Source organism: Streptomyces cellostaticus (assembly GCF_001513965.1).
Classification (GTDB): domain Bacteria; phylum Actinomycetota; class Actinomycetes; order Streptomycetales; family Streptomycetaceae; genus Streptomyces; species Streptomyces cellostaticus.
In genome coordinates, this window is record NZ_KQ948039.1 from 62,759 (window position 1) to 76,851 (window position 14,093).

Sequence of the window (14,093 nt, forward strand, 5' to 3'; positions counted from 1 at the left end):
CTTACTGCGTCTACTGCGTGCGCACTTCGTACGCCGCCACCCGCACCGACTCGTCGTCCAGGCACTGCCCGGTCTCCAGGTCGAAGCGCTGCTTCAGCAGCGGCGAGGCGACGAACGGGCGGCCCTGGTGGGTGCCGGTCAGGCCACGGGAGAGGACGGCCGCGCCGCCGAAGGGGTCGCGGTTGTCGATGCCGTACAGCCGGCCGGTGCGGTCGCGGAAGACGGCCACCTGGCGGCCGTCCGGCAGCAGGGCCGCAACGCCCCGGCCGGGCACCAGCCGGTGCAGGTCGCAGACCGTGAACCAGTCGTCGTCCTCCAGTCGCAGTTGGATCTTCAGGTCGGTCGTCTCGGGTGCCAGGGTCATCGCTGGGCGCTTCCTTCCAGGGGACGGTGGCCGATGGTCAGCAGCGGCAGGTCGGGCTTGATCTGCCCGCGCTCGGGAACGAAGCCGACGACCGGGTCGGGAGTGTCCGGCGCGTTGACGAAGGACACGAACCGGGCCAGCTTCTCGGGGTCGTTGATGGTGGTCGCCCACTCGTCGGCGTAGTGCGCCACGTGGTCCGCCATCAGGGACTCCAGCTCCTCGCAGATGCCGAGGGAGTCCTCCACGACCACGTCGCGCACGTGGTCCAGGCCCCCGGGGATCCGCTCCAGCCAGGTGGAGGTGCGCTCCAGGCGGTCGGCGGTGCGGATGTAGAACATCAGGAACCGGTCGATCAGGCGGATCAGCTCGGCGTCCGTCAGATCCTGCGCGAGCAGGTCCGCGTGGCGCGGGGTGGCGCCGCCGTTGCCGCCGACGTACAGGTTCCAGCCGTTCGACGTGGCGATCACGCCGAAGTCCTTCGACTGGGCCTCCGCGCACTCGCGGGCGCAGCCGGAGACGGCGGACTTGAGCTTGTGCGGGGACCTGAGCCCCCGGTAGCGCAGCTCCAGGTCGATCGCCATGCGGACGGAGTCCTGGACGCCGTAGCGGCACCAGGTCCGGCCCACACAGGACTTCACCGTGCGCAGCGCCTTGCCGTACGCGTGGCCCGACTCGAAGCCCGCGTCGACCAGACGGGTCCAGATCAGCGGGAGCTGCTCGACCCGGGCGCCGAACATGTCGATGCGCTGACCGCCGGTGATCTTCGTGTAGAGGCCGAAGTCCCGGGCGATCTCGCCGATCACGATCAGGCCATCGGGGGTGATCTCGCCGCCGGGGATGCGCGGGACGACCGAGTACGACCCGTTCTTCTGGAGGTTGGCGAGGAAGTGGTCGTTGCTGTCCTGGAGGGCCGCCTGCTCGCCGTCCAGGACGTAGCCGCTGGCGCCGATCGTCGGGGCGAGGGAGGCGATGATCGACCCCACCGCCGGCTTGCAGGTCTCGCAGCCGTCGCCGCCCCGGGCGTCCTCACGACCGTAGCGGTCGAGGAGATCCTGGTAGGTGTTGATGCGCAGGGCCAGGACGATCTCGTACAGCTCCTCGCGGGTCTGCGAGAAGCAGCCGCACAGGCCCTTGTCGACCTCGACGCCGGACGCCTCCAGCTCGGCGGTGACCAGCTGGCCGAGCACCTTCACACAGCTGCCGCAGCCGGTACCGGCCTTGGTGCACTTCTTCACCTCGGGCACGGTCGTGCACCTGTGCTCGGTGACCGCGCCGCGGATCGTGCCCTTGCTGACGTTGTGGCAGGAGCAGATGATCGCCTCGTCCGGGAGGGCGGACGGGCCGAGCTGGGCCCCCGAGCCCGCTTGGGCGGGCAGGACGAGCGACTCGGGGGAGATGGGCGGGACCGAACCGGTCAGCGCGCGCAGGGTGCCGTACGCCTCCGCGTCGCCGACCAGGATGCCGCCGAGCAGCGTGCCGTCGCGGCCGATGACCAGCTTCTTGTACAGGCCCGCACGGGAGTCGGAGTAGACGACGTCCAGGCAGTCCTCGGCCGTGCCGTGCGCGTCACCGAAGGAGGCCACGTCCACGCCGAGCAGCTTGAGCTTGGTGGACAGGTCGGCGCCCGTGAAGGAGGCCTCGTCGGCGGCGATGGTGGCCGCGGCGGTCTCCGCCTGCTCGTAGCCGGGGGCCACCAGGCCGTACACCCGGCCGTCCGCCGCCAGCGCGCACTCGCCGATCGCGAACACGTGCGGGTCGGTGACCGTACGGCACTGCTCGTCCACGGTGATGCCGCCGCGCTCGCCGACCGTCAGACCCGAGTCGCGGGCCAGCTGGTCGCGGGGGCGGACACCGGCGCTGAACACCACCAGGTCGGTGGCGAGTTCGGAACCGTCGGACAGCTTCATACCGGTGACCGCGCCGTCCTCGCCGACCACGATCTCCTGCGTGCCCACACCGGTGTGGACGGTCAGGCCCATGTCCTCGATCGTGCGCAGGAGCGCGGCGCCGCCGCCTTCGTCGACCTGGACGGGCATCAGCCGGGGCGCGAACTCCACGATGTGGGAGGTGAGTCCGAGACCCTTCAGCGCGCCGGCGGCCTCCAGGCCCAGCAGACCGCCGCCGACCACCGCACCCGTCGTCGCCCTGGACTTCGCGTACTCCTCGATCGCGAGCAGGTCCTCGATCGTGCGGTAGACGAAGCAGCCCTCGGCGTCCTTGTTGGGGACGGGGGGTACGAAGGGGTAGGAGCCGGTGGCGAGGACGAGGGTGTCGTACTCGAAGACCTGACCGGACTTGGCCGTGACCTTCTTCGCCGCACGGTCGACGGTCTCAGCCGGGTCGCCGACGTACAGCTCGATGCCGTGGTCCTTGATGAACTCCATGTCGGTCATGGAGAGCTCCTCGGGAGTGCGGCCCGAGAAGTACGAGGTGAGCTGGACGCGGTCGTAGGCCGGGCGCGGCTCCTCGCACAGGACGACCACGCGGTGCGTGGCGGTCAGGCCGCGCTCGGCCAGCGCTTCGAGGAAGCGCTGGCCGACCATGCCGTGGCCGACGAGCACGATGGTGGGGGTGGCCCCCGGGGTGGCGGTCATCAGGAGCCTCCGTCGTTGGTGAGCAGGTGGAGCAGGGGGCCGTCGTCGGGGAGCGGCTCTGCTCCCTCCCAGGCGCGGGCGAGTGCGCCGACGGTGCCGAGTTCGCCGACGAGGACCCCGCCGACCAGGCGGTCGTCGCGGACGACGACCTTGCGGTAGGTGCCCCGGGTGGCGTCGGCGAGCTGCACGACGTCGTCGCCGGGGAGGGCCTCGGTCTCACCGAACGCGGCGAGGTCGAAGGGGGAGCCGGGACCGGTGAGGGTCAGCCGGGTCAGGGAACGGGTGCCGGTGTAGCGGGAGTCCGCGTCGCCCGCGAGGAACTCGGCGAGGGCGTCGGCCTGTTCGAGGGCCGGGGCGGCGAGGCCGTAGACCGTGCCGTCGTGCTGGACGCAGTCGCCGATGGCGTGGATGTGCGGGTCGGAGGTGCGCAGCTCGTCGTCGACGAGGATGCCCTTGTGGACGGCGAGTCCCGCCTGTTCCGCCAGACCCGTGCGCGGCCGCACCCCGCAGGCGAGGACGACGAGGTCGGCGTCGAGGGCGTAGCCGTCGGCCATCTCCACCGAGCGGACCGCTCCGCCGACCGAGCGCACGTCCCGCACCCGGCACTCGGTGTGCACCTCGACACCGAGGTCCCTCAGGTGCCGCAGCACCAGCCGGGAGGCGTTCGGGTCGAGCTGGCGCTCCATGAGCCGCTCCGACTGCTGGGCGAGGACCACCTGCGCGCCGCGCACGGCGAGCGCGCGGGCCGCGGACACCCCGAGCAGCCCGCCGCCGATGACGACCGCCCGCACGCCCGGACGCACCGCCTTGGACAGGCCCAGGCAGTCGTCCATCGTGCGGAACGCGTGGACGCCCTCGGGAAGCTGGTGGTCGGCGGTGAACAGGCCGCGCAGCGGCGGCAGCACGGGGTTGGAGCCGGTGGCCAGCACCAGCGTGTCGTATGCGATCGACGAGCCGTCGGCGCAGTCCAGTCGCCGTTCCGCGCGGTCGATGCCGGTGACCCGGGTGCGCACCAGGCCGCCGGGCGCGGGGAGGGCGATCACCTCCGGGGCGTACCGGCCGGCCAGCACCTCGGCGAGCAGGACCCGGTTGTAGGGCCGGTGCTCCTCCTCGCCGACGAGCAGCGCGGGCGTGCCCAGCTCGCCGAGCCGCCGGGCGAGCCGTACGCCCGCGAGGCCGGCGCCGATCACCACCACACGCGTTTTCGAGGTCATGCAAAGGAGCGTGCGGCCCCGACGTTACCCGGCCGCATCACTCCTGTTTCTCGCGAGGAACGCTGCCCTCAGCGGGGGCGGGCCGCGGGTGTGAGGGTCCCGCGCGGGCGCCGGGGAGGGCTGTGAGGTGCGGTGACTCGGCCATCGGCCTTCGCGGCTCAGGGCCGCGCGTGCAGCAGGCCGACCAGACCTGTGGTGTCCTCGTCCCCGTGCCCGTCGGCCAGACGGCGGCGCATCAGGTCCAGGAACGGGGTCAGCAGCTCGGTGCTCACCCCCTGCTCCTCGGCCGTGCGCAGCAGGGTCCCGCTGCCCGCGACCTGCATGGCCAGGTGGGAGACGACCCCGGTCGTCAGATCGCCGCTCGCCAGGCGCTCGGCCGCCCCGTGGGCCATGCCCGCCATCGCGGTCAGCCACGGCACGAGCAGCGCGGCGAACTCCTTGGGCGCCACGTCCTCGCCGCGCACCAGCGCGAAGGCGTGCGTGATCCCGGCGAACATGCCGTACATGCCGCTCAGCAGCGCCACGTCGTGCAGCGCGGCGAGCCCCGGGTCGGCGCCGACGTACTCGGTGCCGGCCGGCGCGGCCAGGACGTCCTCGTGCTCCTCGAACAGGCCCCTGTCGCCGCTGTAGAGGACATAGGCACCGGGCGCGCCGATCATCGGCGGTACGGCCATGATCCCGCCGTCCAGGAAGCGGGCGCCGCGCGTCTTCGCCCAGGCGGCCCGCTCCCGGGCTTCGCCGGGGGTGCCGGTGGTGAGGTTCACCAGGTCCCGGCCGGTGAGCTCGGCTGCCGCCAGGGCCTCGCCCACCGACGCGTCGTCCAGCAGGCACACCACGACCAGCCGGCTCGCCGCGACCGCCTCCGCCGCGCTCCCGGCGACCGCCGCGCCCTCGGAGGCCAGCGTCCCGGTGCGCCCGGGTGTGCGGTTCCAGACGGTCAGCGGATGCCCGGCGGCGAGCCAGGCCCGGCCGAGCGCGGTGCCCATGGCGCCGGCGCCGAGCAGGGTGAGGGGCGTACGGGGGCTGCGGGAAAGGGAGTTGTCGGTCATGGCGACTAGGCTCGCCCAGGGAGCCGCCCGCCGTAAGTACCTACTTCGAAGTGGGTGGTTACCCGCAGGGAAGGGTGCAGGTGACGGAGGGGGACAGGATGCCGATCGGGCGGCGGCCGGGGGCGTACGTCTGCGGGATCGACGCGGCGATGGACGTCATCGGCGGCAAGTGGAAGGTGCTGATCCTGTGGGCCCTGCACGAGCGCCCGCACCGCTTCGGTGAGCTGCGCCGGCAGCTGCCCGGTGTGACGGAGAAGGTGCTCGCCGCGCAGCTGAGGGAACTGGAGAGCGACGGGATCGTGCACCGCGAGGAGTACGACGAGGTGCCGCCCCGGGTGGAGTACTCGCTGACCGGGCGGGGCGCGCTGCTGAACGAGGCGCTGGCGCCGCTCGGTGTGTGGGGGAGGGAGCACGTCCTCGGCGGGGAGGTGCCGGCGCACTGAGCCTCGGCGGCGTACCTCAGCGGCCGCCCGTCAGATGGGCGAACACCACCACGTTTCCCTGGTAGCCGGTGGCCCTCGAATAGCCGCCGCCGCAGGTGATGACCCGCAGCTCGGGGCGCTTGGCTGCGCCGTACACCTTCTCGTCGGGGAAGTTCCGGGCCGCGTACACCTCCACCGCGTCCACGGTGAACACGGCCACGGAGCCGTCCTGGCGGTCGACCTCGATGACGGCGCCCCGTTTCAGGGCGCCGAGGTTGTAGAAGACGGCCGGGCCCTCGGTGTTGTCGACATGGCCCGCGACGATCCCGGTGCCCGTCTCGCCGGGCATGGTGCCGGCCTCGTACCAGCCGGCCAGGTTCTTCTTCTCGGCGGGCGGCACGTCCAGGCTCCCGCTGCGGGTGAGGGCGAGGCCCATCAGCGGGGCGTTCACGCGGATCGCGGGGATGCGGATACGGGTGGGCGGCGACGGCTCCAGCGCGGGGCTCGCGAGCCGCTCCTCGCCCGGCTCGGGCCGGCCCTCGGCGGCCGCCGGCTGCGGCGGGGCGTGTGTTTTGCTCGCGCCGCCGAGCAGCCACACCCCCGCGCCCAGGGCGACGACGGTGACGGCAGCTATGGCGGTGTCCCCGATCCTGCGCATACGAACCCCTCTCCGGAGGCGGACTCCTGCGAGGCGGGACCTGGGGCGGGTCCCTGAGGCGGGACCCGAGCGGGTCCCTGAGGCTGATCCCTGGGCCCGATGGGCGGACCCCCAGCCCCCTCCGGGCCGCGAGGGGCGTCGGACCCGGAGGGGGCGGGGCAATGCGGTACCGGCGGACGGACAGCGGAGGGTGTCCGTCAGATCCCGTCGCCTCTCGCCCGGCGATGCAGGAGCCAGGTACCGCCCGCGGCGGCGACGGCCAGCGCCGTCACACCCGCCGTGGTCTGCACGGGGTCGGAGCCGAGTGCGCCGCCGACCCCCGTCTTCACGCTTCCCCGCGGCTGCACCTGCTCGTGCGCCGCGCTCAACACCACCTCCAGGTCGCCCGTGACCTGCTTGGTGCCCTCCGCGCACTTCGCGACGATCTCGTACGTCCCCGGCTGCGCGCTCGGCGGCACCCGGAACTGGCCGATCGCCTCGCCCTCGTGCGCGCTGGGCGCCAGCGGGAAGGTCCCGGCGCCGACCGCGCCCGCGTCCCCGACCGCGGCGCCCTTGTCCCCGCACGCCGCCGTGTTCACCGTGACCTGGCTGTCCGGCACCGTGGTGGACGGGTACACCTGCAGGCTGCTGCCGGTGCTGCTGCCGGTGCTGCTGCCGTAGGCCGGTGCCGCGGCGAGACCCGCCGTGGCCACGGCGAGTGCGGTACCGGTCAGTAGACGGGCAGTGCGTGGCATGGTGCTCCCCAGAGCTTGTCCGACTCGTTCGATCGACTCGTTCGTCCCACTCGTCCAGGGGCGCGCCCCTGCCCTATCGAGGTAAGTGGCATTCGGGACCGCCCGCTTCCTGATGACCCGTCAGAAATGGGGTGAACGGGTGTCGGAGGCGGCCCCCACACGGCCTAGTGGCCACCGGGTTCCGGCAGGTCAAGGGCGTACACCGGGCCACGGACGAAGAGAAGTGCGAAGAGAACACGAATGGCGCGGCGGGCGCCGGTGAACGGGTGATCCACATCCGTCCGCACGCCCCCGCGCCACCCGCACGGGACACGCTCCCGAGGTGTGAACGCCCGGCCCGGGAGCATCCATCCCCCAGGAACACGACGAGCGCGAGGGGGACCCGGCAATGGGCGTGGACAAGGCGTACTTCACCGTGGGCGGCACCGTCACCCCGTACGACCTCGAGAAGGACGCGGCCGACTCCGGTCAGGAGTGGCAGCTCGGCACGGCGTGGAGCGGGCTGCCGGCCGGCTGGGAGGAGGGCATCGACGCGGCGGTCGACCTGGGACAGCAGAACCTGTACGTCTTCCGGGGTACCGAGTACGTACGGATCCCGTTCGCCACGCAGACCGTCGACGACGGCTACCCGCTGACGATCCAGGAGAACTGGACCGGCCTGTCCTTCGCCGCCGTCGACGCGGCGATGAACTGGGGCGACGGCAAGCTGTACTTCTTCAGCGGCGCCCAGTACGTCCGCTACGACATCGCCGCCGACCGCCAGGACCCCGGCTACCCCAAGGACATCGCGGCCGGCTGGACCGGCGTGCCCGCCGACTGGGCGGGCGACGGCATCGACGGGGCGCTGAACCCCGGCAACGGGCGAGCGTACTTCTTCAAGGGCACCGAGTACGTCGCCCTCGACTGGCAGACCAAACGCCAGGCGGACGGCTACCCGCTCACCATCGCCGACCAGTGGCCCGGCCTCACCGGACCCTACGACGCGGTGTGGTCCAACGCCGCCTCCGCACCGCCCGCCACCGGCTCGGCGACCGCCGCCGACTTCCGCCGCCGCTACGGGACCTACGCCGACGCCAGCCGGACGGCCACCCAGGTGCCCGCCCTGGTGACCCTCGGCCAGGCCGCCCTGGAGTCGGGCTGGGGCGCCCACGCCCCCGGCAACAACTTCTTCGGCATCAAGGCCAGGGCCTCCGACCCGCCCGAGACACGTCAGCTGCTGCGCACCACGGAGGTCCTCGACCGCCCCGACGCGACCTTCCCCGAGGTCATCTCCGTGACCCAACGCGCCGACGGGAAGTACGTGTACGTCGTCCGCGACTGGTTCCGGGTCTACGCCACCCCCGAGGACTCCTTCACCGCGCACGGCACCTTCCTGCGCGACAACGGCCGGTACGCCTCCGCCTTCCAGCACACCGACGACCCGTACGCGTTCGCGCGCGCCGTCGCGGACGCCGGCTACGCCACCGCTACGAACTACTACGACGCCCTCGCCCGGGTCATGCGTACCATCGAGGCGAGCAACTGAAGTCTCCCCAGTCACCCCAAATGCCCTGAAATCACAGGGAATTCACCTATTAGTGCGAACAGCCCGGATCGCCCGTGTGGGGACCGAGCGGCCCGGGCAGCACAGCGCCATGGGGTATCAACTGGGGGAACTCGGGCGGACTTTCCGCGATCAGATGTACAACGTGCTCACCGGCGGCGACGGCAGCGTGCCGCCGGCCAAGTCGAGCTTCATCACCTGGTGCATGCCAGGACTGCCCTACCAGGAAGCGGACTTCATGTTCGCCGCCCAGGGCATCGGCACCGGCGCCACGGCCCAGGAGGACAAACTCCTGCTCCAGCAGGCGTTCAACTTCGCCTCCCTGGTCGACTTCATTCCGGATGTGACCTCGGCGTACTCCTCGGAGCGCCAGGACGGCGTGTGGCGCAACGCGAGCGGGGCGCGGCTGAGCGAGATCTACGGCCAGATCCTGAAGTTCTCCAAGGTGATCGACGACCAGCTCACCGACGACCAGAAGAAGAAACTGGAGCGGTTCCGCGGGCTGCTGCGGGTGACGCGCACCGTGAAGGACATCGTCACCGAGGAGGAGAAGCAGGTCACCGAGGACAGCCCCATGCTCAAGGCGTACAAGGCCGGCATGCAGGCCTATGTCGCCGCGGCGCTCGCGTACAACAACAAGCGCATCGCCGCCCAGGCCGCCGTCGGCGAGTCGGGCAAGCAGGCGGTGGCGGACTGGGCCGCCAACGCCCAGCTGTACTCCCTCCAGGTGGCTGCCGCCGCGGACGACTGGACCTCCAGCGGCTACCGCAACGACGTCGAGGAGATCAACGCCTACATCGACCAGACCACCGAGAAGTCCATGCTGCTGTGGAAGCGGAACCTGGAACGCTTCTACGAGGAGGCGCTCACCAGCGCCCTGGGCCCCGGCCAGTCCTTCTGCTACACCACCGTCGCCCCCGGTGACTTCGCCACCTCCGCCGGCTGGACCAACTACACGATGTACCACCAGATGGTGGACTCCCACAGCCACTACGAGACGACGTCCTGGTCGGCGGGCGGCGGCCTCAGCTGGGGCCTGTGGAGCGCCAGCGCGGGTGTCACCTCGAACTCCTCGGACTACAGCGAGAACTTCCAGCTCGAGGACTTCGAGATGTCCTTCGACATGACCCAGGTGCAGATCGTGCGCCCCTGGTTCTACCCGGAGTTCCTGGAGAACCGCGGCTGGGACCTGAGGAAGGGGGAGGGCTGGAACTACGACGACATGCCCTCCGACGGCGGCACCCCGCCCAAGGGGCGCTTCATCGGCTACCCGCTCCAGGCCCTGTTCATCAAGAACCTCACCATCCGCTCGGCCTCGCTCGCCCAGGCCTTCCAGGCCCACCAGAGCTCCGTGTCCGTCCATGCGAGCGTGGGCTTCGGCCCCTTCAGCGTCAACGGCAGCTACAGCCACTCCGAGTCCGACCAGCACTTCCACTCGGAGAACGACGGCGTCACCATCAAGGTCCCCGGCATGCAGATCATCGGCTTCGTCAACCACCTGCTCGGCAAGACCCCCAACCTCCTCGACGGCATCGACCCCGGCCAACTGGTCTGAGCGGGCACCGACATGACCGACATCGCCGCCGCGTCCTCCGTCGACGCCACCGCCCTGCTGGGCCTCGCCACCCGCATGCGGCAACTGCTCACCGACGATGACCACCTGGTCGCCGTACCGACCACTCCGCTGGTCTACCGGGACGCCGAGTTCCGCTTCAACGGTCCGCTGGACACCGCCCGGGCGGGCACCCTCGCCGAGTTCTCCGAGCTGGTCAACCGGGTGCCCACCCAGCCCGTGTGGTCACCTCCGAGCACCCTGCACCTGTGGGACGTCTACGGCGAGGTGCTCTCCGCAGACCTCGCGCACAGCAGCCTGACCCCGGAGGAACGGCAGCGCTACGACGCCGCGTCCGCCTACCTTTACGTGACGGACGCGAACGGCGTCCCCGGCCCGACCCAGGCGCTGCGCGACTACCGCACCGCCCGCCAGGCCTGGCTCCAGGCCGACACCGACTACCACCAGGGCGAACAGACGGCGAGCATGTCCGCCGACCTCGCCGTCCGCGACCACTGGACCCACGTCGACGAGCCCCGGCTGCGGCAGGTCCGGGACGACGCGATGGAGGCGTGGCAGACGGCCGGCCACAAGAGCCAGGTCGAGGACGCGCTCCGGGAGACCTCGGAGCTGGCGTCGAAGGCCCCCTCCAGCATCTGGAAACGTCACCGCGACACCTTCAACCCGAACCTTCCCGACCAGTTCTCGACGGCGCCGAACGGCATCCGGTACGCGCCGACGTACTACTCACCGGCGGGCGCACTCGATGTCCCCTGGTCACGGGTGGTGCTGACCCGGCAGGTGCTTCTCTCCCTGGCCGAACAGGCACCACCGGAACTGACGGCGGCCCTGGGCGGCGGCATCGACCCCACGGTCCAGTCCCTCGCCTTCGACTACCGCGTGGTGTCGGTGGTCCGCCCCTGGCTGGACCCGCCGATGGAACTCTTCGGCTCCCGCGCGTGGAAGCTCTCGGCCGGCGTGGCGCCACTGAGTGACGGCGGCACCCCGCCGCGCGGCCGCTGCCCGTCGTACGTCGAGTCCGTGGCCCTGGCCCGCAACCTCGACCTCACCCGCCGTGTCACCGACTCAGCCGTCGCGGGCCAGGGCGACACCGCACTGAAGGGAACCTGGACCTTCGACTTCGACACCGGCGAGCAGGGCGGCGACATGTTCTACGCCGACGTCTGGTGGGAGTGGATGACCGAGACGTCCGCGCAGATGGTGCCGAGCGGCCGGGCGAGCATCGTCAACCTGGGCGTGCGCGACTTCGACTCCCTCACGGTGGACCAGCTGGCGGCCTTCACCTATGGCAAGAACGCCATCCCCGGCAACCCGGACGCCTCCAACCAACTGGTCGACGGCGACGTCTTCGCGGTGGCGACCAGCGAGGGGAACTTCGCCAAGGTCCTGGTCGTCAAGTACGGCTACAACATGCTGATCCGCTGGGTGACGTACCGCTGGACGTCCCCGCGCGAGGAGCACTCCGTCACCGGCCCGGACGACGTCTTCCTCGCCGCGCTCGTCTGCCGCCGACTGCCACGCTCCCCGGACCCCGACCCGGACCTGACGTGGTGAGCGGGGAAGCGGATGGGGAAACGGACGGGGAGATGGACATCCACGGCCTGATCCTGCTGGGCTCGGACCCCGTGTACGCCGTCCATATGCCCTTGTTCACCCCGCCGTACGACGTTCAGGCGATGGCCCGGGTGACCCTGAGCACGGACACGTACCAGCGCGCCCGGGCCCGCTACGGCACCTCGGCACTCTTCACGGTCCGGCCGCAGGGCCCCGCGGCCGGTGCGGACATCCCCGGAGAACTCTTCTTCGGGCCGTTCGCAAGCGACGGCGATCCGCTCGGCGAGGTGACCGTGCGGGTGCGGCAACGGGTGTGGGCCCACCGCCTGGAACCGGACCCCGCCCCGCAACCCACCCTCGAATACGTCCTGTTCGGCACCGACGAAGTCTTCCTCGCCCACCGGCTGACCGGCCCGCCGGACTTCGACCAGCTGCTGACCGCGCAGTTCACCGGCGAGCCGGCCGAGCAGGGCACCACGGTGCGACTCCCCGGCCGCCCGAACGACCTCACGGGAAGACTCCGGCCGGGCGAGCAGATCACGACGACAGAGGGGGCCGGGCTGCAGGTGCTGGCGGAGGTGTACCTGGAGACCCGGGACTGACTCTTCTACGGGACCGTCATGTCGTGCCGGCGTTCACACCGGTCATGCTGAAGGTGCAGTCGGCGGAGGTCTTGCAGTGCGGCGACAGGGAAGGGGTGCTGAACCCACTTCGCCAGATAACCGTGGACGGCACGCTCGCCGAGTGCGACCGGGTCGGCGACGGGCGCGCGGACTACTCGACGAAGCACAAACGCCACGGCGTGAACGTGCAGGTCATCACGGATCCGGCCGGTCGCACCCTGTGGCTCTCACCCGCCCTGCCCGGCCGAACGCACGACCTGACCGCCGCCCGCACCCACAAGATCATCAGGATCTGCGAGCGCCAGGGAGTCCCCGTCCTCGCCGACATGGCCTACATCGGTGCGGGCGAGTGGGTCACCACTCCCAAACGTCGGCCACCCCAGGGCGAACTCACCCCGACCGAGCAGACGGCCAACCGGGCTTTGTCCGCGGCCCGTGCACCCGTCGAACGAGGAATCGCCCGCCTCAAATCCTGGCGAATCTTCCGCAGAGCCCGATGCAGCCCAAACCGCATGACGTCAATCGCCAAGGCCATCCTCACCCTGGAGCGGCACCGCTGAAAGAGCTCAATGTCTCAGCATCGCTTGCCTTGGCTGTGAGTGCTGGATGGGTCACATCAAAGTCCGAGCTGGGGAGTCTCGTCCTCGTCGATGTCTCTGAGACACACCAGACGCGAAGAATGGCGCACGCTGGAGGACATCCGTGACCGTCTCAACACCGCTGGTGACGCCGCCTGGCGCAGCTCCGCTTCCCGTGCGGGCGGCAGCAGCCGCCTCGGCGGCAAGCTTGGCCCGGACCACCTCGTCGGCGCCGGGGTCGTAAACAGCGGTCTCCGGGGCGGCGTCTGTCTGCTGCCTCTACGCGCCGGCATGGAGGCAGGACGCCCACAGGGAGGGGGTCGCTGGGTAGCGGTCGCGTAGCGCCCGGATGGTGTGGTGCAGGGCGGTTGCGGCTTGATCGGGGTCGAGTGTTCCGGCCGGGCCTGTGGTCAGGTGGGTGTAGAAGGATTCGGCGACGTCGACGGCCAGGCGGTCGCCGATTCAGCTCGACCATCCGTGCTCGCAGCGCCAGATTACGAGGCGCCTTGCGCGCCCACGACAGCCGATGCACGAGCCGTTTCTCGCTCTCGTCACGGCTCGGCCGTGCCTGTAACACCACCGTGCCGCGCCCGCCCCCGAAGCAGCTGAACCATCCCGCCACGAGGAGAAAATCCTCAGTCAAAGAGGAGTCCACTACCAGGTGGTTAAGGAACGCTCAACTCCCGCCCTGGACGGGGCGATCAGGGCCGATCCACCTCGTCGTGTGAGTCATTCGAGGTGCCCGGGTTTGCGGGCGCGGACCTTGTGGCTGGATTCAACTGTGCAGGTCAGTGCCTTTGCGTGAGCAGTCTCACACTCTGTTGACCGCGTACGGTCACTGGTCTTTTACTTTCCGAGACCTTTACAAGATTCATATACAGGGGGATTTCGTGAAGCCTCAGTGGGCCGGCGTCTCGTCGGCGCGGAGGGCACGAAGAGCGCGCACATGCCTTCTGGGCGGTGCCGTGGCCTCGCTCGTACTGTCGGTACTGCCCGGGTTGCCTGCTGCGGCGGCTCTGCCGATGTCGAGGACGGCAGGAGTGACCGGGCCGGTGGACGAGCCCACCGCGTCTGTTCGGGCTCAGGCGTCGGGTTCGCCGGTGGAGGTGACGGCGGACCGCACCGAGTACACCACGACTAGGGCGGACCCGGACGGCTCGTTCACGCTCACGCAGTCCACCACCCCT

Annotated in this window: 11 protein-coding genes and 1 pseudogene; 6 read left to right on the forward strand and 6 right to left on the reverse strand. The window is 70.8% G+C overall.

What is annotated here, in order from left to right:
* Positions 1 to 10: 10 nt before the first annotated feature.
* The 4 genes from nirD to AQI88_RS33625 form a co-directional block, all read right to left on the reverse strand.
* Positions 11 to 364 (reverse strand): nitrite reductase small subunit NirD, encoded by a 354-nt coding sequence (gene nirD / locus AQI88_RS33610; protein WP_067006594.1) that lies wholly within the window; start codon positions 362 to 364, stop codon positions 11 to 13.
* Positions 361 to 2,958 carry a nitrite reductase large subunit NirB gene (nirB, locus tag AQI88_RS33615; protein WP_067006596.1) on the reverse strand — a complete coding sequence of 866 codons (2,598 nt, stop codon included), beginning with the start codon at positions 2,956 to 2,958 and terminating at the stop codon, positions 361 to 363. Before nirB ends, nirD begins: the two co-directional genes overlap by 4 nt.
* Entirely contained in the window at positions 2,958 to 4,172 is a 1,215-nt protein-coding gene (locus AQI88_RS33620; protein ID WP_067006598.1) for an NAD(P)/FAD-dependent oxidoreductase, read from the reverse strand. The genes nirB and AQI88_RS33620 overlap by 1 nt, the downstream gene beginning before the upstream one ends.
* A gap of 158 nt (positions 4,173 to 4,330) precedes the next feature.
* Positions 4,331 to 5,221, reverse strand: coding sequence for an NAD(P)-dependent oxidoreductase (locus AQI88_RS33625; RefSeq protein WP_067006600.1), 891 nt, complete (start codon positions 5,219 to 5,221; stop codon positions 4,331 to 4,333).
* A 98-nt stretch (positions 5,222 to 5,319) separates the two neighbouring features.
* Here AQI88_RS33625 and AQI88_RS33630 point away from each other — a divergent pair, with 98 nt between their 5' ends.
* Positions 5,320 to 5,664: a winged helix-turn-helix transcriptional regulator gene (locus AQI88_RS33630; RefSeq protein ID WP_067006602.1), complete on the forward strand. Its 345-nt coding sequence runs from the start codon at positions 5,320 to 5,322 to the stop codon at positions 5,662 to 5,664.
* A gap of 16 nt (positions 5,665 to 5,680) precedes the next feature.
* Here AQI88_RS33630 and AQI88_RS33635 read toward each other — a convergent pair whose 3' ends face one another.
* Positions 5,681 to 6,301 carry a class F sortase gene (locus tag AQI88_RS33635; RefSeq protein WP_067006604.1) on the reverse strand — a complete coding sequence of 207 codons (621 nt, stop codon included), beginning with the start codon at positions 6,299 to 6,301 and terminating at the stop codon, positions 5,681 to 5,683.
* A gap of 197 nt (positions 6,302 to 6,498) precedes the next feature.
* Complete coding sequence (locus AQI88_RS33640; protein ID WP_067006607.1) at positions 6,499 to 7,035, reverse strand: hypothetical protein; 537 nt, start codon at positions 7,033 to 7,035, stop codon at positions 6,499 to 6,501.
* A 388-nt stretch (positions 7,036 to 7,423) separates the two neighbouring features.
* On the opposite strand from AQI88_RS33640, the gene AQI88_RS43910 reads away from it, so the two are divergent.
* The 5 genes and pseudogenes from AQI88_RS43910 to AQI88_RS33665 all read left to right on the forward strand — a co-directional run.
* Entirely contained in the window at positions 7,424 to 8,560 is a 1,137-nt protein-coding gene (locus AQI88_RS43910; RefSeq protein WP_079057972.1) for a hemopexin repeat-containing protein, read from the forward strand.
* Between the two features lie 109 nt (positions 8,561 to 8,669).
* Entirely contained in the window at positions 8,670 to 10,133 is a 1,464-nt protein-coding gene (locus AQI88_RS33650) for a hypothetical protein (RefSeq protein ID WP_067006698.1), read from the forward strand.
* A 12-nt stretch (positions 10,134 to 10,145) separates the two neighbouring features.
* Entirely contained in the window at positions 10,146 to 11,705 is a 1,560-nt protein-coding gene (locus tag AQI88_RS33655; RefSeq protein WP_067006609.1) for a hypothetical protein, read from the forward strand.
* 32 nt (positions 11,706 to 11,737) lie between these two features.
* Positions 11,738 to 12,307, forward strand: a complete 570-nt coding sequence (locus tag AQI88_RS33660) for a hypothetical protein (protein WP_067006611.1) — start codon at positions 11,738 to 11,740, stop codon at positions 12,305 to 12,307.
* Positions 12,308 to 12,399: 92 nt separating this feature from the next.
* Positions 12,400 to 12,888 (forward strand): annotated as a pseudogene (locus tag AQI88_RS33665) (HARBI1 family protein); the annotation flags it as partial.
* Positions 12,889 to 14,093 lie beyond the last annotated feature (1,205 nt).

Bases quoted from the DNA above. Each gene is read 5' to 3' on its own strand.
- AQI88_RS33620 (WP_067006598.1), bottom strand. From the start codon at position 4,172: ATGACCTCGAAAACGCGTGTGGTGGTGATCGGCGCCGGCCTCGCGGGC.
- AQI88_RS43910 (WP_079057972.1), top strand. From the start codon at position 7,424: ATGGGCGTGGACAAGGCGTACTTCACCGTGGGCGGCACCGTCACCCCG.
- AQI88_RS33635 (WP_067006604.1), bottom strand. From the start codon at position 6,301: ATGCGCAGGATCGGGGACACCGCCATAGCTGCCGTCACCGTCGTCGCC.
- AQI88_RS33650 (WP_067006698.1), top strand. From the start codon at position 8,670: ATGGGGTATCAACTGGGGGAACTCGGGCGGACTTTCCGCGATCAGATG.
- AQI88_RS33655 (WP_067006609.1), top strand. From the start codon at position 10,146: ATGACCGACATCGCCGCCGCGTCCTCCGTCGACGCCACCGCCCTGCTG.
- AQI88_RS33625 (WP_067006600.1), bottom strand. From the start codon at position 5,221: ATGACCGACAACTCCCTTTCCCGCAGCCCCCGTACGCCCCTCACCCTG.
- AQI88_RS33640 (WP_067006607.1), bottom strand. From the start codon at position 7,035: ATGCCACGCACTGCCCGTCTACTGACCGGTACCGCACTCGCCGTGGCC.
- nirB (WP_067006596.1), bottom strand. From the start codon at position 2,958: ATGACCGCCACCCCGGGGGCCACCCCCACCATCGTGCTCGTCGGCCAC.
- AQI88_RS33660 (WP_067006611.1), top strand. From the start codon at position 11,738: ATGGACATCCACGGCCTGATCCTGCTGGGCTCGGACCCCGTGTACGCC.
- nirD (WP_067006594.1), bottom strand. From the start codon at position 364: ATGACCCTGGCACCCGAGACGACCGACCTGAAGATCCAACTGCGACTG.
- AQI88_RS33630 (WP_067006602.1), top strand. From the start codon at position 5,320: ATGCCGATCGGGCGGCGGCCGGGGGCGTACGTCTGCGGGATCGACGCG.